This is a genomic window from Bradyrhizobium sp. SZCCHNS30572 (genome assembly GCF_032484415.1).
In the GTDB taxonomy this organism is placed as follows: Bacteria; Pseudomonadota; Alphaproteobacteria; order Rhizobiales; family Xanthobacteraceae; genus Bradyrhizobium.
Genome location: NZ_JAUESY010000007.1, coordinates 141,748 through 160,953 on the forward strand (window position 1 = coordinate 141,748; position 19,206 = coordinate 160,953).

19 protein-coding genes are annotated in these 19,206 nt (G+C 66.2%); 11 read left to right on the forward strand and 8 right to left on the reverse strand.

Annotated features, from left to right (window positions below; translation table 11 throughout):
* Positions 1 to 27: 27 nt before the first annotated feature.
* On the forward strand, positions 28 to 1,554 hold the full coding sequence (locus tag QX048_RS20430; protein ID WP_315826542.1) for a radical SAM/SPASM domain-containing protein: 1,527 nt from the start codon (positions 28 to 30) through the stop codon (positions 1,552 to 1,554).
* Positions 1,541 to 1,999, forward strand: coding sequence for a hypothetical protein (locus QX048_RS20435; protein WP_315716325.1), 459 nt, complete (start codon positions 1,541 to 1,543; stop codon positions 1,997 to 1,999). The genes QX048_RS20430 and QX048_RS20435 overlap by 14 nt, the downstream gene beginning before the upstream one ends.
* A gap of 358 nt (positions 2,000 to 2,357) precedes the next feature.
* Here QX048_RS20435 and QX048_RS20440 read toward each other — a convergent pair whose 3' ends face one another.
* From QX048_RS20440 to QX048_RS20450, 3 genes are read right to left on the reverse strand one after another with little or no spacing between them, the layout of a single operon-like run.
* Positions 2,358 to 3,107: a CoA-transferase gene (locus QX048_RS20440; protein ID WP_315826543.1), complete on the reverse strand. Its 750-nt coding sequence runs from the start codon at positions 3,105 to 3,107 to the stop codon at positions 2,358 to 2,360.
* Positions 3,104 to 3,922, reverse strand: coding sequence for a CoA transferase subunit A (locus tag QX048_RS20445; RefSeq protein WP_315826544.1), 819 nt, complete (start codon positions 3,920 to 3,922; stop codon positions 3,104 to 3,106). The genes QX048_RS20440 and QX048_RS20445 overlap by 4 nt, the downstream gene beginning before the upstream one ends.
* Before the next feature lie 57 nt (positions 3,923 to 3,979).
* On the reverse strand, positions 3,980 to 5,041 hold the full coding sequence (locus QX048_RS20450) for a LacI family DNA-binding transcriptional regulator (protein ID WP_315826545.1): 1,062 nt from the start codon (positions 5,039 to 5,041) through the stop codon (positions 3,980 to 3,982).
* Positions 5,042 to 5,163: 122 nt separating this feature from the next.
* On the opposite strand from QX048_RS20450, the gene QX048_RS20455 reads away from it, so the two are divergent.
* Entirely contained in the window at positions 5,164 to 6,465 is a 1,302-nt protein-coding gene (locus tag QX048_RS20455) for a Xaa-Pro peptidase family protein (protein WP_315826546.1), read from the forward strand.
* A gap of 155 nt (positions 6,466 to 6,620) precedes the next feature.
* Entirely contained in the window at positions 6,621 to 7,586 is a 966-nt protein-coding gene (locus QX048_RS20460; RefSeq protein ID WP_315826547.1) for an NAD(P)-dependent oxidoreductase, read from the forward strand.
* A 6-nt stretch (positions 7,587 to 7,592) separates the two neighbouring features.
* Here the strand turns inward: QX048_RS20460 and QX048_RS20465 are convergent, their stop codons facing one another.
* The 3 genes from QX048_RS20465 to QX048_RS20475 form a co-directional block, all read right to left on the reverse strand.
* On the reverse strand, positions 7,593 to 8,906 hold the full coding sequence (locus QX048_RS20465; RefSeq protein WP_315826548.1) for a tetratricopeptide repeat protein: 1,314 nt from the start codon (positions 8,904 to 8,906) through the stop codon (positions 7,593 to 7,595).
* 2 nt (positions 8,907 to 8,908) lie between these two features.
* Positions 8,909 to 9,919 (reverse strand): aldo/keto reductase, encoded by a 1,011-nt coding sequence (locus QX048_RS20470; protein WP_315826549.1) that lies wholly within the window; start codon positions 9,917 to 9,919, stop codon positions 8,909 to 8,911.
* A gap of 158 nt (positions 9,920 to 10,077) precedes the next feature.
* Entirely contained in the window at positions 10,078 to 10,500 is a 423-nt protein-coding gene (locus QX048_RS20475; RefSeq protein WP_315716316.1) for a PaaI family thioesterase, read from the reverse strand.
* 80 nt (positions 10,501 to 10,580) lie between these two features.
* Here QX048_RS20475 and QX048_RS20480 point away from each other — a divergent pair, with 80 nt between their 5' ends.
* Positions 10,581 to 11,210 carry a CoA pyrophosphatase gene (locus tag QX048_RS20480; RefSeq protein WP_315751410.1) on the forward strand — a complete coding sequence of 210 codons (630 nt, stop codon included), beginning with the start codon at positions 10,581 to 10,583 and terminating at the stop codon, positions 11,208 to 11,210.
* A gap of 25 nt (positions 11,211 to 11,235) precedes the next feature.
* Positions 11,236 to 12,417, forward strand: a complete 1,182-nt coding sequence (locus QX048_RS20485; protein ID WP_315826739.1) for a hypothetical protein — start codon at positions 11,236 to 11,238, stop codon at positions 12,415 to 12,417.
* 18 nt (positions 12,418 to 12,435) lie between these two features.
* Here QX048_RS20485 and QX048_RS20490 read toward each other — a convergent pair whose 3' ends face one another.
* Positions 12,436 to 12,738 carry a hypothetical protein gene (locus tag QX048_RS20490; RefSeq protein ID WP_315716313.1) on the reverse strand — a complete coding sequence of 101 codons (303 nt, stop codon included), beginning with the start codon at positions 12,736 to 12,738 and terminating at the stop codon, positions 12,436 to 12,438.
* 173 nt (positions 12,739 to 12,911) lie between these two features.
* Here QX048_RS20490 and QX048_RS20495 point away from each other — a divergent pair, with 173 nt between their 5' ends.
* The 5 genes from QX048_RS20495 (at position 12,912) to QX048_RS20515 (ending at position 18,004) form a co-directional block, all read left to right on the forward strand.
* Positions 12,912 to 13,388 (forward strand): hypothetical protein, encoded by a 477-nt coding sequence (locus QX048_RS20495; RefSeq protein ID WP_315716312.1) that lies wholly within the window; start codon positions 12,912 to 12,914, stop codon positions 13,386 to 13,388.
* Between the two features lie 208 nt (positions 13,389 to 13,596).
* Positions 13,597 to 14,559, forward strand: coding sequence for a TAXI family TRAP transporter solute-binding subunit (locus tag QX048_RS20500; RefSeq protein ID WP_315716311.1), 963 nt, complete (start codon positions 13,597 to 13,599; stop codon positions 14,557 to 14,559).
* A 156-nt stretch (positions 14,560 to 14,715) separates the two neighbouring features.
* Positions 14,716 to 16,809, forward strand: a complete 2,094-nt coding sequence (locus QX048_RS20505) for a TRAP transporter permease (RefSeq protein ID WP_315826740.1) — start codon at positions 14,716 to 14,718, stop codon at positions 16,807 to 16,809.
* Entirely contained in the window at positions 16,806 to 17,180 is a 375-nt protein-coding gene (locus QX048_RS20510) for a DUF1850 domain-containing protein (protein WP_315751414.1), read from the forward strand. The genes QX048_RS20505 and QX048_RS20510 overlap by 4 nt, the downstream gene beginning before the upstream one ends.
* A 23-nt stretch (positions 17,181 to 17,203) precedes the next feature.
* Positions 17,204 to 18,004 (forward strand): SDR family oxidoreductase, encoded by an 801-nt coding sequence (locus tag QX048_RS20515; protein WP_315716309.1) that lies wholly within the window; start codon positions 17,204 to 17,206, stop codon positions 18,002 to 18,004.
* Between the two features lie 147 nt (positions 18,005 to 18,151).
* Here the strand turns inward: QX048_RS20515 and QX048_RS20520 are convergent, their stop codons facing one another.
* A complete protein-coding gene (locus QX048_RS20520; RefSeq protein ID WP_315826550.1) occupies positions 18,152 to 18,922 on the reverse strand; it encodes a hypothetical protein in 771 nt (256 codons plus the stop codon).
* Positions 18,923 to 19,206 lie beyond the last annotated feature (284 nt).

Consider the following 19,206-nt stretch of genomic DNA (forward strand, 5'->3'; position numbering starts at 1 on the left):
ATCGTCAACGATGTCGCGGCAAATTTCATGTTCTCTCGTGTACCCCACGCCGATACCGAGATGCCGGTCCGATCAATCCCTTCCGGCGGCTTGCCTACCGCTCAACCGCGCTATGTGGTCTGGGAGATCACGCTCCTCTGCAACCTGAAGTGCAGCCATTGCGGGTCCCGGGCCGGCGCACCTCGCAATGACGAGCTGACCACCGCGGAATGCATCGCTCTGATTGGCGAACTTGCGCGCGCTGGCACCAAGGAGATCGTTCTGATCGGCGGCGAAGCTTACCTCCGCCCCGATTGGCTGGTCCTCGTCGAGGAGATCACTCGCAACGGCATTGTCTGCGGCCTGCAGACCGGCGCCCGGGCACTCACGGAAACGAAGATCGAAGCAGCCGCGCGCGCCGGACTCAAGACCGTCGGCGTTTCCATCGACGGCCCGGCCGCTACACATGATCGGCTCCGCGGTATCAAGGGCAGCCACGGCCAAGCGGTGGCCGCGATCCGGAACGCGCGAAAGCATGGGCTGATGGCGACCGCCAACTCGCAGGTCAATCGTCTTACCCTGGGCGGCCTGCGCGACATTTTCGATACGATCATCGACGCCGGGGCGTCCGCCTGGCAGATTCAGCTCACCGTGCCCATGGGCAATGCGGCCGATGCTCCATCCTTGCTGCTGCAGCCCTTCGATCTCGCTGCGCTGATGCCGGAGCTGTTTGCACTGTTCGAAGAGGGCCTCGATCGCGGCCTGCAGCTTATGCCCGGTAACAACATCGGGTATTTTGGCCCATACGAAGCGGCTTGGCGCAGTACCTCCGGACGATTCGAATACTACGGCGGCTGCCAGGCCGGACGGGCTGGCCTGGGAATCGAGGCTGACGGCGCCATCAAGGGCTGCCCGTCGCTCCCCACGGCCGCCTATGTCGGCGGCAATATCCGCGATCGATCATTTACCGACATCTGGAACGACAGCGCCGAACTGCGTTTCATGCGCGATCTCGACGAGAGCCGCGGGCGCCGCTGGGGGTTCTGCGCCAAATGCTACTACGGTCCGATGTGCCGCGCCGGGTGCAGTTGGACCACGCACGTGCTGTCGGGACGGCCTGGCAACAATCCGTTCTGCCACTACCGGGTATTGCGGCTGGCCGAACGCGGCTGGCGCGAGGTGATCGTGCAGCGGACGAGGCCATCGGGACGACAGCCGTTCGACCATGGCTGCTTCGACATCATGATCGAGGACGCCCACGGCCGCCGATACGGCCAGGAAGTGTACGCGAGCGACGAGTTCCAGGATCTCGCGCCTGACGCGGCGGCGAGGCTGGACCAGCTGCTGCTCTGCGAGTCCTGCAAGCACTTCTTCTATCAGGGAGAGCCGGAATGCCCGCATTGCCACGCAGGCGCGGACGCAACGAACAGTGCCGATGATCACGTGCGGGTCGTGCAACGCGTCATGCAGCACCACAACGAGATCGAACAAATCCTGCGCCGTATCGCGGCGCCGGCGAAAGTCGTCTGGTCCAATCAAACCCAACCGAGGAGAGTATCCCATGAATGCAAATGAAGACGTCAGAGCCGCGCTGGCGAACATTCCCGTGTCCTGGCTGCACATGCCGGCTCTGGCGTTCGCTGAAGCAGGAGCAGCGGGCGCGAAGGAATTCGGTCCGAAGATCGCGCCCGCCGTGCTGGCGCTCGGCGCTGCAGCCGCAGGAGCGATCATCGGCGGTGGCCTGCAACTCACGCATCAATACCTTCACGACAGCAAAGCCGGACCTGTATCGTATCAGGGCATCGACAAGGTGATCTGCACGGCGACCTTCGCCGAGATCGAAGCAGCCGCAACGCGCATCTACCAGGAGTCCGCCCAGGCCAAGGACGGCAATGCGCTGCAGCAGATCATCGATACTGCGGCAGGCGCGAAGTTCGTTCCGGCGCTGGCGCCCGTTGCCGGAGCGGCGGCGGCCTTCATTGCCGGTGTCTATGCCGGTGCTGCGGCGGCACGTCACTGATCAACAGTGAAACTGATCAACGCTGAAGGCGGCGCGCGGCTTGCCCGTGCGCCGGTTTCACCGGCGCGGCATCGCATGATGCCGACCGAGTCGACGGGCGGCTTTGGCCCCCCGGGCATCGTGGACGGCGCGTGCGCCAGACCCGCCGCTACCAGCGGCGGCAAACCGTTCCGGTCGCAGCATAGCTCAGCGGAATGGCGATGGGCCTGAGTTTTCTTACTCGTTCGTCCATTTGAGCCTTGGCGGATTTGCCGAGTTCAAAATGCCCGCCCCGCGGCGCGCGGTGGCCTATCCATCCAATTGGCGATCCGATTTTGGCGTCGGCACCAGCATGGACAGGCGTAGCCTGGATCGCTAGCTAAGCCGCTGCAGCCATCGCGCGCGCGAATTCCGGATAGCATTCGGCGAGCTCGTCGAGGATCCGGCCGCGGATCAGCTCGACCGTCGCCCGGTCCGGCGCGGGCGTGGGCGGCACGATCTCCGGCACCGCATAATCGAATCCGGTGCGATCGCGCACGTCGTCGGCGGAGTAGCCCGGGTGCACCGAGCGCAGCCGGAAGCTGCCGCGCTCGCGGTCGAAATCGAACAGCGCCAGATTGGTCAGCAGCGCCTGCGGGCCGCCGCGCCGCTTCACCTCCGGCGTGGTCGCGGCGGCGCTGACGAAATCCACCTTCGGCACCAACACGCGCGGCGAATGCTCCTCGCGAAACAGGATCACCCGCGGAATGAGATGGTAGAGATAGGCCGAGCCGAACGAGCCCGGCCAGCGCACATCCATCCGCGGATAGTCGCCGGTGCCGACCAGGTTGATGTTGCCGCTACCGTCGATCTGACCGCCGCCGAGAAAGAACGCGTCGACGCGGCCCTGCGCGGCGCAGTCGAACAGCTCGACGCCGCCATTGGTGAAGAAATTGTGCCGGCTCGAGCCGAGGATCGAGATGCGGACCGGCGGCTTGCCCGCTTGCGCGTTCCGTGCGCGCAGCAGCATCGCGCCGGCCGCCGGGATCGGCGACGAGGCGCCGACAGCGACATGGCGGATGCCATCGAGCAGGTCGGCGATGGTGGTGATCAGCAGCTCCTTGCGCGCGCGTTCATCGTGCATGGTCATGCCACCTCCTTGCTGCGGGCCAGGAAGGCGGAGAGATAGCTGCGAAAGCCCTCGTTGGTGCGCGCCATCGCGGCGTAGCGCGCCAGCTCGGCGCCATCGGTCTCGTATTCGTCCCACAGCGGCAGCGGCCAGGCCCCGTTCGCGGCCACCGCGATGGCATCGACATACAGCGCCGGCAGCACGCCGGCCGCCGAGTCTTCGGTCGCCATCAAATCGCGATCGACGATGCGCTCGACGGTGACCAGCGTGCGCTTCGCCGCATAGGCCATCGTCGCCAGCTCGCGGTAGCGACCGATGCGGACATTGCCGAAGCGGTCGGCCTCGGGCGCATGAAACAGCGCCACGTCGGGCGTGATCGCCGGCACCACGACCACCTTGCCGGGCTCGCCGACCGGACTGTCGATCATCTTCCAATCGGGGCGGACCTGCAGCAGATCGCTGCCGATGATGCCGGCGATCGGCATGAACGGCACGCCCTTCTGCCCGGCCAGCAGGCCGGCATGGATCGCAGGGCAGGTGGCATCGCGCAGGCGGATGCTGCCGTCGCGCACGGCCGAGACGAAGCGCGGTGCGCCGCCGGCCTCGCCGAGCGAGACGGCGCTGGTTTCCACCACCGCGGCCACGCCGGCGCCGATCAGCAGATCGGCCTGGAGGCCTGATATCGGCACGCAGACGAGATGCAGTCCGGTGAGGCCGGCCTCGATCATGGCCGCCGTCGCCGCCATCGAGACGCCGGCACGGTCGACCGGGATCGCGATCGATTGCCCCGGTGCGATGGATGCGACGAGCGCCTCCAGACCGACCATCTCCGTCATCGGCGTATCCTCCCGTAGTTGCTTTGCCGCGCAGTGTAGCGATGCCCCGCGGACCTGTCAGTGCTCGTATGCGATCGTCGAGCCGCGGATGATGAGCTCCGGCGCCAGGACGATGTGGTCGGTCGCTGCCTCGCGCCCGGCAAGGCGGTCGAGCAGCAGCCGCGCCGCGGCTTCCCCCATGTCCCGCTGGGCGATCCGCACCGTGGTCAGCGGCGGCGCGACCATGTCGACGAACGGCATGTCGTTGTGGCCGACCACGGAGACATCACCGGGGCAGGTCAGGCCGCGCGCGGCGATCGCGTCATAGACGCCGAGCGCCAGCAGATCATTGGCGGCGACGATTGCGGTCGGGCGCGTCCGCCGCGCGAGCAGGCGCAGCGCAGCCTCGCGACCCGCCGCCCGCGTATAGGCTTCGACGGCTTCGACCTTCGCATGGCGGGCGGACAGTCCCGCGACCCTGATGCTGGCCTCGAAGCCGGCGCGGCGCCGTGCGCCGGTCGAGATGTGCTGCGGGCCCGCGACGTGACCGATGCGGCGGTGGCCGAGCGCGACGAGATGCTGGACGGCGAGACGCATGCCGGCGGCATCGTCGCTGGCTGCCGAGGGCAGGAGTCCGGCGGCATCGACGCGATTGACCAGCACCACCGGCAGCGCCACGTCCAGGCAGTGCTTCACGACATCGTCGCGCAAGCTCACCGTCGCCAGCACCAGACCGTCGACGCCGCGGGCAATCAGCCGGTCGACCAGATCCTGCTCCGAGCCCTTGCTGCCGACGTCGACGACGATCGTCGCATAGCCCTCGGCGTTGAGATGATCGGCGATGCCGGACAGCACGGGTGGGAAGCCGGGATCGGCGATATCGGGCGCGAGCACACCGATCAGGCCGCTGCGCCCGGTGCGCAGGCCCTTCGCGGCCATGTTCAGCCGATAGCCGAGCGCGTTGGCGGCGGCCTGGATCCGCTCCACGACATCGCCCGCCACCAGATGCTTCATGGCCGGGCTGAGCGCGCGCGACACCGTGGAGGGATGCACGTCGCAGCGCGCGGCGACGTCCTTGATCGTCGGGCGTGAGGACGCCGTTGCGCGCGGGCTCCTTGTCGATGACGACGTCCGTTTCATCCCCGCTCCCCGATGCCGCAGCGCAACGACGTTTTGATCGCGCGGTACCTTGACACATTTTGTGTGCGTGCAATAAATCCGGCTCTGCAATCGATTGCAACAGCACAATGGGAAACGTCCACATGACAGCCAGCGCGTTGAAGCCGCATCTGGTCAGTCCGGAGCATCTCGATCCGCATTGGCGCTGGGGGCGGGCGATTCCGTCGCATGGCCATGTCTCGGTGGATTTCGAGCGCCGCGTCGATTTCGACAGGTTGCGGCGCTACCGGCTGGCGCGGGCGCGCGCGGCGCTGAAGGCGTCGGGCTATGGTGCGCTGCTGCTGTTCGACGTCAACAATATTCGCTACGTGTCCGGCACCAAGATCGGCGAATGGGAGCGCGACAAGCTGTGCCGTTTCGCGCTGCTGGCCGGCGACGGCGAGCCGATCGTGTGGGATTTCGGCTCGGCGGCCGTCCACCATCGTCTGTTCTGTGACTGGCTGGCGCCGGAGAACTGCCGCGCCGGCATGCTCGGGATGCGCGGCACCGTGCCGCCCGCGGTCGGGCTGATGAAGGCGCATGCCGAGGAGGTCATGAGCCTGTTGCGGTCGGCCGGCGTTGCCGACATGCCGGTCGGCGTCGACCTTGCGGAAACGGCGATGTTCTTCGAGCTGCAGAAGGCCGGCATGAAGGTGGTCGATGGCCAGCAGGTCATGCTGGACGCGCGCGAGATCAAGAACATCGACGAGATCATGCTGTTGAATCAGGCCGCGGCCATGGTCGACGGTGTCTATCATTCGATCTACGAACACCTGAAGCCGGGCGTGCGTGAGAACGACATCGTCGCGCTCGCCAACAAGATGCTCTACGAGATGGGCTCCGACGACGTCGAGGCGATCAATGCCATCTCCGGTGAGCGCTGCAATCCGCATCCGCACAATTTCACCGACCGCATCCTGCGTCCGGGCGACCAGGCGTTCTTCGACATCCTGCAGTCCTATCAGGGCTACCGGACCTGCTACTACCGCACTTTCAACGTCGGCCGCGCCACGCCGGCGCAGCACGACGCCTACAAGCAGTGCCGCGAATGGCTCGATCATGCGATCGCGCTGATCAAGCCGGGCGTCTCGACCGACACCGTCGCCAAGGTCTGGCCTAAGGCCGAGGAGTTCGGCTTTCCCTCGGAGATGGCCGCCTTCGGCCTGCAGTTCGGCCACGGCCTCGGGCTCGCGCTGCATGAGCGCCCGATCATCTCGCGGCTGGTCTCGCTGGACAATCCGATGGAGATCAAGACCGGCATGGTGTTCGCGCTCGAGACCTACTGTCCGGCGACCGACGGCTTCTCGGCCGCGCGGATCGAGGAGGAGGTGGTGGTCACCGACAAGGGCTGTCAGGTGATCACGCTGTTCCCGGCCGAGGAATTGCCGATCGCCAACCGCTATTGAGCGAACGGACGGTGCGACCAGGAGAGTGGTCTTCGTGTTTTCGTCATTGCGAGCGAAGCGAAGCAATCCAGGGCGGCATCCGTGACTCTGGATTGCTTCGTCGCTTCGCTCCTCGCAATGACCGCATCCGTGATAAGTAGGACGAGGAGACGACAATGACCACGACGCATTCGCTCGGCTGGATCGGCATGGGGCGCATGGGCTATCCCATGGCCGAGCGCCTGCTCAAGGCCGGCCACAAGGTGTCGATCTACAATCGCACCCGCGCCAAGGCCGAGCCGCTAGCGGCGAAAGGCGGCGTGATCGTCGATCGTCCCCGTGATCTCGCCGCGTGCGACATCGTGTTCACGATGGTGTCGACGGGCAAGGATCTCGAGCAGGTCTATTTCGGCGACAACGGCCTGGTGGCCGCCAGTTCCGGATCGCGTCCCCGGATCCTGGTGGACTGCTCCTCGATCGGCATCGAGCAGTCGGAGGCGATCGCCGCCAGGCTCGTTCGACTTGGCTGTGAGTTCGTGCGCGCGCCGGTGTCCGGCAACGGCAAATGCGTCAAGGCCGGCAAGCTGTCGTCGGTGGTCTCCGGCCCCAAGGCCGCATTCGAGGTCATCGCACCGTATCTGGCGAAGATCGCTGTCTCCGGCGTGTCCTATGTCGGCGAGGGCGAGCTCGCGCGCATCTGCAAGATCGCGCACAACGTCTTCCTCGGCGTCGTGATCCAGAACCTCGCCGAGATCACCATCCTGGCGCAGAAGGCCGGCGTGCCGCGCCATGCCTTCCTGAACTTCATGAACGCCAGCGTCATGGGCTCGACTTTCACGAAGTACAAGAGCAACGCGCTGGTCAATCTCGACTGGACCACAACCTTCACGCCGCCGCTGCTGCGCAAGGATCTCGATCTCGGCCTGTCGGCAGCGCGCCAGCTCGACGTCGCGATGCCGGTGACGGCCGCGACGCGCGAGGCATTGCAGGCCCATGTCGGCGCGGCCTCGCTCCAGGTCGATCCCGCCGCTTATCTGGAGAAGGATTTCGCGGCGCTGCTGGAGACCGTGGCGCTCGCGGCGGGTCTCAAGCTGCAGCCCGAGAATGTGCCGATGCCGACCGGGCTGGAGACCGAGGGATAATCCGGCTCACCTCGCGGTGAGCGCCCGCCAGCGTGTGTCGCGCGCGGAGGGGCGGCGGTGCAGGCGGGCATCGAGCAGGTCTCGTGCCTGGGCCAGCGCGCCGCTGCGGATCAGCGCCAGGATGTAGATGTCCTCGATCACCTCGCGCTGGGCGTGGCTGCCGCCGATGCGGGGGAGATCGCCGATGACGGGCGCAAGCTCGCGCGCGCATCCGCGCCAATTGTCGTCGGCGAACGCACGCAGCGCCCGCAACATGTGCGGCACGATGCGCCCGGCCGGCAGCCTGCCCTCGGCCTGCCGCCGCTCGATCGCGGCAAGGCGTCCCTTGAGCGCGGTGCTGTCATGCGTTGCTGCCGCGATCATCACCAGATGCATCTCGGCGAAGGCGAGGGTCGAACCCGTGAAGCGCGTGCTCGCATAGGCCGCCGTGTCGGCCCATGCGTTGGGCGGCACCGGTTGCTCGTCAGCCATCAGCCGCCACAGCAGCGAGGCGCAGTCGGACAGGGTGTTGAGCGGCGGCGCCGAGTCCATCGTCGGCACCAGCACGTCGGTATAGACCGCCCGCGCCTTGTCGGCATCGCCCCGGTCCAGCGCGCCGAGCGCCTGGTGCCAGCAGATATGGCCATGCAGCATTCCTGTGCGGTCATAGTCGCCGATCCACCCCTCGACGAGCGCATCGGCCTCGTCCACCGCGCCTTCCTCGAACATCGCATGCAGCAGCGCATGCACGGCATAGGCGTTGTGCCGGCGCAGCGCGAAGCTGCGCTCGGTGACGGCGCGGCCCTTCGCCAACTCGCCGGCCTCGGTCAGGGCCCAGCCATGGTTGGACATGAACCACCAGTCCTCGCCATAATCAGCGGCGAAGCGGTCGCAGAGGTCGCGGCGGGCGGCATCGTGATCGGCGCGGCCGGAGAAGGCGAGCAGGCCGAAAGCGCCGAGCGGGAGCGCCATGATCATGGCGTCCCGCGGCCAGTTCGCCAGATGCGCCAGGGTCGATGTCAGAGCGTCAGTGCTGCGTCCCTCGATGGCGAGCACCAGGGTCGCGACATGGCTCTGCTCGCGCGGGGTGCCGCGCTTGGCAGCGAGGTCGCGGGCGCGTGCGATGGTCTGCAGCGCCGCCTCGCGCTGCATGTAGATCGCGTGGATGCGGGCACGCGCCGCGTGCGCCAGCGCGAACTCCGGATCGAGCATGATCGCCCGCTCGAACGCGTCAATGGCCCCGGGCCAGAATGCGAGCAGCAGATCCATGCCCTCGCGATAGGCTGCGGCCGCGTCAGTGGAGGCGGTCGACAGTGGCAGGCCGTAGCGATCCTCCTCCATCTTTAGCCCACCCGCGGCCTGCGGCCCTCGATCGGATAGGCCGGATCGTTGTAGCCCGGCGTCGAGGCGTGACCGGTCACGACCAGCCGGTCGATCAGCGCCTCGTCGTCGGCGGCAAAGGGATAGTCGAGCGCGCGGATGTAGTCGTCCCATTGCGCCTCGGTGCGCGGACCCGCGATCACGGAGCTGATGAAGGCCGAGTTGAGCACCCAGGATACGGCGAACTGTCCCGGCGTGAAGCCCTTCGTCTCGGCGTGACGCTTGATCTCCTGCGCCAGCTTCAACGATTCGGGCCGCCACTCGGTCTGCATCATCCGCGTATCGTTGCGGCCGGCGCGGGTGTCCGTGTCCGGCGGCGCATCGGGGCTGTACTTTCCGGTGAGCACGCCGCGCGCCAGCGGGCTGTAGGGCACGACGCCGAGGTCGTAATAGCCGCAGGCCGGCAGGTGCTCGACCTCGGGCATCCGGTTCATCGCATTGTAGTACGGCTGGCTGACGACAGGACGGTCGATGCCGATGGCTTCGCAGAGATTGCAGATTTCGGCGAGCCGCCAGGCGCGGTAGTTGGAGACGCCGAAATAGCGGATCTTGCCGGCACGCATGAGATCGCCGATCGCGCGCACGGTTTCCTCGAGCGGTGTCGCGTGATCTTCCTTGTGCAGGTAGTAGATGTCGATGTGCCCGGTGCCGAGCCGCCGCAGGCTTTCGTCCGCGGCCTGCAGCACCCAGCGCCGCGACAGGCCGGCGCGGTTGGGATCGTCGCCCATCGGATTGGCGAGCTTGGTGGCGACGATCCAGCGGTCGCGCTCGCGCGCGATGGCGCGGCCGACCACCTCTTCCGAGACGCCGTTATTGTAGGCATCCGCGGTGTCGATGAAGTTGATGCCGGCGTCGCGCGCTTTGGCGATGATGCGGGCGGATGCCGGCTCGTCGGTGGGACCGCCGAACATCATCGTGCCCAGGCAGATCGGCGACACTTTCAGGCCGGAACGGCCGAGCTGGCGATAGTCCATTGATGCCTCATTCTTGCCACACGCGCGCATGGGTTTGATAGGACGATAAACCCATCAACGCGTCATTGCGAGCGCAGCGAAGCAATCCAGAGTCCTTTCCGCCACCCTGGATTGCTTCGTCGCTGCGCTCCTCGCAATGACGGCGGAGCGAGTGACCCCTATTCGCTCTTCAAGATCTTGAACACGCCCGAGGCCATCGCGATCACGCGAGGTCCGGCCGTGACCTCGGTGGTGATGAACACCAGGCTGCGGGTGATCCGCACCACATGCGGCCGCGACACCAGGGTCTCGCCGATCTTGCCGGACTCGACGAAATGCGTGTCGAACTGGATCGTCGCCATGTGCTCCTTGCCTGCGGCGTAGCGGGCCGTCATGCCGCAACTGCGGTCGGCCAGCGTCATGATCACGCCGCCCTGGACCAGGCCGCGGCGGTTGTGGTGCTTGTCCTCGGTGACGATGGCGTACTCGTGGACACCGCCGACGACCCGCTGCCACAGCGGGCCGATCAGATGCAGGAAACCGGAGGTGTCGACGATCTCCCAGCCGTCGGACGTCATCCTGGCCGCGGCCGATTTCGTCATCGCTGAAGACCCTTCCCGTTGTGGCCCGAGCCGGCCTGGAGGTCGTTTCATCTGTCGCCGGCCTGGTGTAGTCAAGCTGCATGCCGATGCCGTTCGACGATGCCACCAGGCGGAAAATCGCAAGCTGCTGCGCGGGCTTCGTGCGGTTGGAGGCGACTGCGGCGGCGGCCTCGCTGAAGCGCGCGGCGGTGGTGATCGCGCTGGCCCCCCACCACGAGACCGGCAACACGGCGCTGCTGCTCACTCTGCGTGCCGCAGGGCTGCGCAGCCATGGCGGGCAATGGGCGCTGCCGGGCGGACGCTGCGACGCCGGCGAAACGACGGTCGAGGCCGCCCTGCGCGAGCTCGCAGAGGAGCTCGGGCTGATCCTGGCGCCGGATGCGGTGCTGGGCCTGCTCGACGACTACCCGACACGGTCGGGCTATCTGATTACCCCGGTCGTGGTATGGGCGGGCGATGGCCGCACGCTGCGGCCGAATCCGGACGAGGTCTCCTCGGTGCACCGGATCGGCCTGGATGCGATCACGGCGGATGACGCGTTCGACTTCACCGTGATCCCAGAGAGCACGCGGCGCGTGATCCGCTTTCACGCCCGCGAGGGCCTCATTCACGCGCCCACCGCAGCGCTGATCTATCAGTTCCGCGAGGTGCTGTCCGGCCGCGACACCCGGGTGCATGAGCTGGAACAGCCGGTGTTTGCCTGGAAGTAGCCGCCGTTTCGGCTACAAGGGCGGCATGCTTCATCAGCCGATTCGCACGCTTGTCCTGATTCTCGCCTGCGCGGTCGCGGGCGCACCGCCATTGCTGGCCGTGGAACCCGCGCCAGTCGCAGCTCCGCGCGATGCCTTGGCCCAGATGGCCTCGCCCGCCGCGATCGCGGAGTACCAACGCAGGCTCGCCGAATATCAGCAGGCGCGGGCGGTGTTCGACCAGGAGGCGGGCGCCTACTGGAAGGCGATCTCGGATAAGCGCCGCATCCGCAACGCCAAGCGCCGCGACCGCCAGCCGATCGGGCTCGACGACTACGTGCTGGAGCAGCCGCCGGTCTACACGGGGCCGAAGCGGCCGGTGAACCCCGAGCCGGAACCTGAGGGCGAGCCGCGCGAGCGCAAGTACATCCCCGTGGTCGCCGACCTCGTGAAGGCGGCACAGGAGCATTTCCAATGGTCGCCGCAGCGCCCTGCCAATGACATCGATTTCAAACGCGCCTATGCGCGCTTCGCCGCGGCGTCGGGACTGACGCGCGAGCAGGCGGTGCGCGTCTATGCCTTCGAGACCGGCGGCAACGGCAAGCACGACTCGCAATCGGGCTTCAAGGGCAACCGCGCGATCTCGACCGCGATCGGCTACAATCAGCTCTTGACCACCAACAGCGTCGAGCTGCTGGCCGAGCAGGGGCCGCTGTTCATCCGCCTGCTCGGCGAACGCGTGGCTCGGACGTCCGGCCCGGCACGCGGCGCGATGGAGCACAAACTCGCGGTCCTGAAGAAGATGGTCGCGATTGCGCGCTCCGTGCCGGACGACTGGTCGGCGCATGAGAAGATCGGCAACACGCCGCAAGGCTGGGCCATGCATGCGATGGTGCTCGACATCGACGTCGGGCCGATGCTGCAGACCCACAAGCTCTTGACCTCGGTGCTGTTCGCACGCGCCAAGGGCTACATGAGGCCGCTTTCGGCCGCCGAGCTCGAGATGATGAATCTCACCGGTGACGGCACGGGCTTCGACATGGTGACGATGCCGCTCGAGATGCGCGATCAGGTTCCGACCGCCAACTTCTTCCAGCGCGGCGGCTACGAGCGCAATCCGGTCGCCGTTCGCCACAACACCGTGGCGAAGCTGCTTGCAGTGACGGATTCCAGGATGGACTCGCTCAGCAGCCTGCCCGGCGCCAAGGAACTGGCGGCCGCGTTCTGAGGCTGCGCTCGCTCGCCTTTACTCATCCGCGCCGAACGAGAAGCTGCCGTCGCCGTCGAGATAGGGGGCCGTCCGCATGTAGAGCTGACCGTTCTGGCCGACGAAGAACAGCGTGCCCTTCGGTACCTTCTTGGCGCCCTTGAGCAGCATGTCGGCGTTCTTGGTGCCCATCTTGTAGGCGAGCGTCCGGCCATCCTTGCCATAGGCGTAGCCCATGTCGGGCTTCAGCTCCCACGGCTCCGGTGGCGCCGCGCGCACCGCGCTGGTCAGTGCACCCAGCGCACCGAGGGCGATCAGGGCTTTCAGAACCAAGCTCTTCATGTCCTCCTCCAATCGATGTCGTCTCGAACAAATCACGAACGCTGACGCGACGTCAACGTCGCCCCGTCGCAGTGCAGTGATCGTTGGGCGGATTTTCCATTCGCCGATCTCGCGATTATCCTGCAGCGTGGTTTAGAAACATAGGCCAAGAAAACAATTTGGGGATGATTCGGATGAGCCTTGTCACGAAGATCGGTTGGGTTGCGGCGTTGTCGCTGGTGACGTTGGCATCCGCCCGGGCCGACGACTTCAAGCTGTCCAACAACCAGCGCATCGCCTGCAGCCGCGGTCTCTCCGCCGGCAAGCTCAATACGGCCGTCTGCAAGTCCTACGCCTACCTCTTCAACGTGAAGACCTCGGAATATTTCCGCTGCCAGGTCTCACTGTCGCTGACCCGGGACAACAAGGAAGTCATCAACGTCCAGACCGACGGCGGCTGCACCAGGAAGCCGCGCGTGTTCGACACCGATTCCAAATATGAGTTCGACGCCACCGAGACCGAGCCGGCGAACACCAATTCCTTCTTCGGCAATGGCGGCTATTCGATCTGGGTGGCGGATACGACCCAGCAGAAGGTGCGCGGCTGCATGACGATCTCGTCCGGGCTCGGCTCGGACATCTCCAAGTGCCTCGACATGACGTTCCAGTGACCGGCGGCCTTGCGAGCGAGGCGGCCCGCTCCTCTGGGCTGCACCTGCGGTTCAAGCTGGTGGTGCTGTCAATGTAAGATTGAACGCGGGGCGCATCGGTCCCGGCCTCGCGCCGTGGGAGCGGGAGAGGCTGGTGCGCCAGTCTTTCGGATGGGTTGACCCCGCGCCCGCAGCCGTCCAATTTGCGGCAAAATCAATGGGAGGATCCATGCGCTTCTCGAAAATCTCTGGCACTGCAACCGGTTTCATTCTGGCAGCCGCCTGTCTGCTCGCGGCGCCAGCGGCGCAGGCCCAGAGCTTCATCAACGTGCTCACCGGCGGCACGTCGGGCGTCTACTATCCGCTCGGTGTCGCGATCGGGAAGATCTACGGCGACAAGATCCCCAATGTGAAAACCCAGGTGCAGGCGACCAAGGCCTCCGTCGAGAACCTGATCCTGCTGCAGCAGGGCCGCGGCGAGCTCGCCTTCGCGCTCGGCGACTCCCTGAAGGCCGCCTGGAACGGCGAGGAGGAGGCCGGTTTCAAGACCAAGCTGGACAAGCTGCGCACGATCGGCGCGATCTATCCGAACTACATCCAGATCGTCGCGACGGCAGAGTCCGGCATCAAGACGCTGGCGGATCTCAAGGGCAAGAGTCTGTCGGTCGGCGCGCCGAAGTCCGGCACCGAGCTCAACTCGCGCGCGATCCTCGCCGCCGCCGGCATGAGCTACAAGGATCTCGGCAAGGTGGAGTATCTGCCGTTCGCCGAATCGGTCGACCTGATGAAGAACCGGCAGCTCGGCGCCACCTTGCAGTCGGCTGGCCTTGGCGTCGCATCGTTGAAGGATCTATCGACCTCGTCGCCGATCACCGTGGTGTCGGTGCCGAAGGAGGTCGTCGACAAGATCGGGCCCCCGTTCGTCGCGGCGACCATCCCGGCCAACACCTATACCGGCCAGGACAAGGACGTACCGACCGCGGCCGTGATCAACTATCTCGTCACCAGCTCGGCGGTATCCGACGATCTCGCCTACCAGATGACCAAGCTGATCTTCGAGTCGCTGCCGGAGCTCGCCAATGCGCATGCCGCCGGCAAGGAGATCAAGCTGGAGACGGCGGCGCAGGACAGCCCGGTGCCGCTGCACCCCGGCGCGATCCGCTACTACAAGGAAAAGGGCATCCTGAAATAAGGACGCTGCTCGCCCGGCCTGCCTTGTAGGCCGGATCATTCGCAACCGGCTGCGTGGGAAACATTCCGCGCAGTCTTGTCGTTCAGGTGATTGCGGCCATGGTCAGCAGCGCCTGATGGGCGCGTTGGGGGGATCATGACGATCGAAGCCGTGAACATGGAAACGCCGGTCAAGGTCGAGTTCGACAATTTCGAGCACGGCTTTCCGGAAGGCTTCGGCCCCGGCCGCTGGGGCTATCTCGCCTACGGCATCGGGCTCGCCTTTGCGATATTCCAGCTCTACGTCGCCGCCTTCAACTATCTGCCGAGCCAGGTCGTGCGCGGCGTCCATGTCGGCTTCCTACTGCTGCTGACCTTCGGCCTGATCGGCAACTTCACCGCCAGGACCGACGCCGGGCGCATCGCGGGCTGGACCATCGGCGCCATCGGCTTCCTGTGCGGCCTCTATCAGTGGATTTTCTATGCCGACCTGATCGCGCGCGACGGCGATCCGACGCGCACCGATCTCGTGGTCGGAACCCTGCTGGCGGTACTGATCTTCGAGGGCACGCGCCGGCTGATGGGGCTCGCGCTGCCGCTGATGTGCGGCGCCTGCCTGTTGTACTGGTTCTTCGGCCAGTATCTGCCGGCGCCGCTCAACCATCGCGGCTATGATTTCGATCAGGTGATTACACACCTCTCCTTCGGCACCGAGGGCTTCTACGGCGTGCCGATCTACGTCTCGGCGACCTACATCTTCCTGTTCATCCTGTTCGGCTCGTTCCTCGAGCATGCCGGCATGATCCAGCTGTTCACCGACGTCTCGCTCGGCCTGTTCGGTCGCACCCGCGGCGGTCCTGCCAAGGTCGCGGTGTTCGCCTCCGGCATGATGGGCACGATCTCCGGCTCGGGCGTCGCCAACGTCGTCACTGTCGGCCAGTTCACGATTCCGCTGATGATCAGGTTCGGCTATCGCCGCGCCTTTGCCGCCGGTGTCGAAGCCACGGCGTCGATGGGCGGCCAGATCATGCCGCCTGTGATGGGCGCGGTCGCCTTCATCATGGCCGAGACGCTGGGAGTCGACTACTCGGTCATCGTCAAGGCCGCCGTGATCCCGGCGATCCTGTATTTCGCTTCGGCGTTCTGGATGGTGCATCTGGAGGCCGGCAAGCACGGCCTGACCGGCATGAAGCCGTCGGAGATCCCGAGCGCCTGGAAGGCGCTGGTGGCGCGCTGGTATCTCGTGCTGCCGCTCGCCGCGCTGGTCTACATGCTGTTCGAGGGTTTCACGCCGCTGTATGCGGGCTCGATGGGACTCGCGCTGACGGTGGCGCTGATCCTGGGCACCTCGATCACCATGGGCTTCTCCAACCAGGTGCTGCGCTACGTCTTCTGGATCGGGCTCGCGCTCGTCGTCGGCGCGCTGTCGCGCAACGGCCTGCAGATCATTCCCGTCGCCTCCGTCGTCGTTGCGCTCATCGTCATCACCGGCTTCGTGCGCGGCGGAATGGGCACCTTGCACGCCTGCCGCGATTCTCTGGCTGAAAGTGCGAAGTCGGCGCTGACCGTCGGCATGGCCTGCGCGATCGTCGGCGTCATCATCGGCATGATGACGCAGACCGGCGTCGGCTCGATCTTCGGAAGCTGGGTGATCGGCCTCGGCAAGACCAGCCTGTTCGCGGCGCTGATCATGACCATGCTGCTGTCGATCCTGCTCGGCACCGGCATCCCGACCATCCCGACCTACATCATCACCGCGGCACTGGCGGCCCCCGCGCTCGCCAAGCTGGGCGTGCCCCTGATCGCGAGCCACATGTTCGCGTTCTACTACGGCATCATGGCCGACCTTTCGCCGCCGGTCGCGCTGGCCGCGCTGGCGGCCGCCCCGATCGCCAAGGAGAATCCCGACAAGATCGGCTGGGAGGCGATGCGGATCGCGCTCGCCGGCTACGTCATTCCGTTCCTGTTCGTCTACTCGCCCGCGCTGATGCTGCAGCCGGGTGACCCGATGGAGACGCAACTCGGCTTCATCGGCGCGGTGGCGTATGCTTCCGTCAAGGCGCTGATCTCGATCGGCCTGTTCGGCATGGTGGCGATCGGCTTCCTGTACGTGCGCATGACCCTGGTCGAGCGCCTGCTGGCGTTTGTCGCGTCCGTCTGCCTACTCGGCGAATTTCCCTACAGTGACGTGCTGGGATTTGCCCTGGCGGTGGTGATCGTGGCGTGGCAGTGGCGGCAGCGGCCGCCGGCTGCCGTGGCGGCGTCCGCTTGAGCCTCTGCCTCGCCTCATCAGGTGTGGTGAAGGCGCTGACCCTCGCCGGCTTCACCTTGGCCTGGACCCACTCGGTCGAGAGGACCGCGTGGCAGGAGGACTGGCGCGTCACGTCTGACGGTCTCGAACTGGTGCAGGCGCGCGTCAAGGGCTCCGGCGCGGGCATGGAGCCGCCGCCGGAGGCGCGGCTGGTCGACGGCTGGTTCCAGTGGCAGACCCAGCGGGGGCCGCTGTCGCGGATCGTGCTCGCCAATTCCGGCGCGGCCGGCGAGTGGCGCATCTGCGCGGACGGGCAATGCCGGACGCTGTCGGACATCTTCGGCCATGACATCGGCGCAGCGACCATCACGATGAGCGCCTGTACCGAATAACGAATAAGCGACGGGAGAACACGATGGATCGTCTCAGGGGCAAGGTGGCGCTGGTGGTCGGTGCGGGCTCGATCGGGCCGGGCTGGGGCAACGGCAAGGCCACGGCCGTGACCTTTGCGCGGCAGGGCGCCAAGGTGTTCTGCGTCGACCGCAACAAGGACGCCGCCGCGGAGACCGCCTCGATCATTTCAGGCGAAGGCGGGCAGGCCGAGGCGTTCACCGCCGACGTCTCGAAGGCCGTCGAGGTCGAGGCGATGGTGAAGGCTTGCGTTGCCGCCTATGGCCGTATCGACGTGCTCGACAACAATGTCGGCATCGCCGAGATGGGCAGCGTCGTCGATGTCGAGGAGGCCGAGTGGGATCGCGTGTTCGCGGTCAACCTCAAGAGCGCCTATCTCGCCATGAAGCACGTCATTCCGGTGATGATCGGGCAGGGCGGCGGCTCCATCATCAACATCTCTTCTGTCGCCTCGATCCGCCAGGTCGGCATCTCCTATGTCAGCTATGGCGCCAGCAAGGCGGCGATGAACCAGATGACGCGCACGACCGCGGTCGAGTTCGCGCCGAAGCACGTCCGCGTCAATGCGATCCTGCCCGGGCTCATGAAGACGCCGATGGTCGAGCACTCAGCGGGGCTGGCCGCGAGCTACGCCAAGGGCGATGTCGAGGAGATGTGGCGCAAGCGTGATGCGCAGGTGCCGATGGGGCACATGGGCGACGCCTTCGACGTCGCCAATGCCGCCTTGTTCCTCGCCTCCGACGAGTCGCGCTATGTCACCGGCACCATGCTGGTGGTGGATGGCGGGCTGACCTGCCGGAGTTAGGTCTCGCCGCGCGCGTCATTGCGAGCAACGCGATGTGTCCGCCGTCGCTCGAAGAGCGAAGGCGGAAGTCTCCAGGAAGCACTGGATTGCTTCGTCGCCTTCGGCTCCTCGCAATGACGCGTGTTACAGGAGAGATCAGCGCTGCGGCTATTGCGCCATCGCCAGCATGCCGCCTGCAATCGCATGCCACGTCGAGGTCATGCTGATCGGCCAGTTCAGGAGCTTCACGGCGATCAGCGCCAGCCCGCCATAGACGTAGACCCGGTGGACGCGTCCGAACGTGCGGCGGTCGTGGACGATCGCAACGACGAGCAGCAGGTAGGCGACGAAGGCCGGTGGGATCGTCACGAACACCGGCGGCGGGCCGAGCGGGCCGGGCGGCGCCAGGAATGTCAGGAACCAGCGCGCCACGGCGGCGTCGAGCAGCGAGATGCCGGCGAGCAGCATCAGCCGCTTGTGCGTTTCCGGCCGGCGCAGATGGACAACCGCGAGCGCAAAGACCACGGCGAAGAAGGCGATGCCGCTGAGGGGCACGATGGCAAAGGCGATGCCCTCGTTGGCCTGACCCATCGCCGCGGAGCGCTTCATCGCCTCGACGGCAACGAGGAAGCCAAAGATCGTCATCGCCGTGGCGAGCGATACGCCGAAGATGCCGAGCGAGCGGTGCCGCGCCGTGCGTCCGGATGCGGCAAGCCAGCTCTGCAGCGCGAAATACAGAGTCCAGGCGAAGAACAGGAAGCCATGGAAATGAATCACGGGCGCGCCGGAGAATGAGCCGCGGGCCAGTGGCAGCCAGTAGGTCGGTGCGAAGCCGATGATCGCAATGGCCATGCAGGCCAGAGCCATGTTGAAATAGAAATAGCGCGCAGGGGACGCAACGACGCCGCGTGCGCGCGAATTGTCGGTCAGAATAGTCATGCGGTTGTGTCTGCGGGGACCGCAACAGGTTCAAATGGCGACCGAGGACGTCGCCGGGGTGCGCATCCACAACATCTTGAGGGGAATGCGCGGCACGATCACGCGCATTTCAGTCGAGGCCGCAATCCACTCGCGAGCTCCCGTTCGCAAAGGTCGCCTTCTCCCGGAAAGGGACTGTCGCACCGCTGCTGCCGCTGTATAGTTGAAGTGCCGCGGCGGCGATTGCGCCCCCCGCGCGCCGTGCCGGATCGCCCACGACCTGAGAGAGCCATCTGCCTTGACCG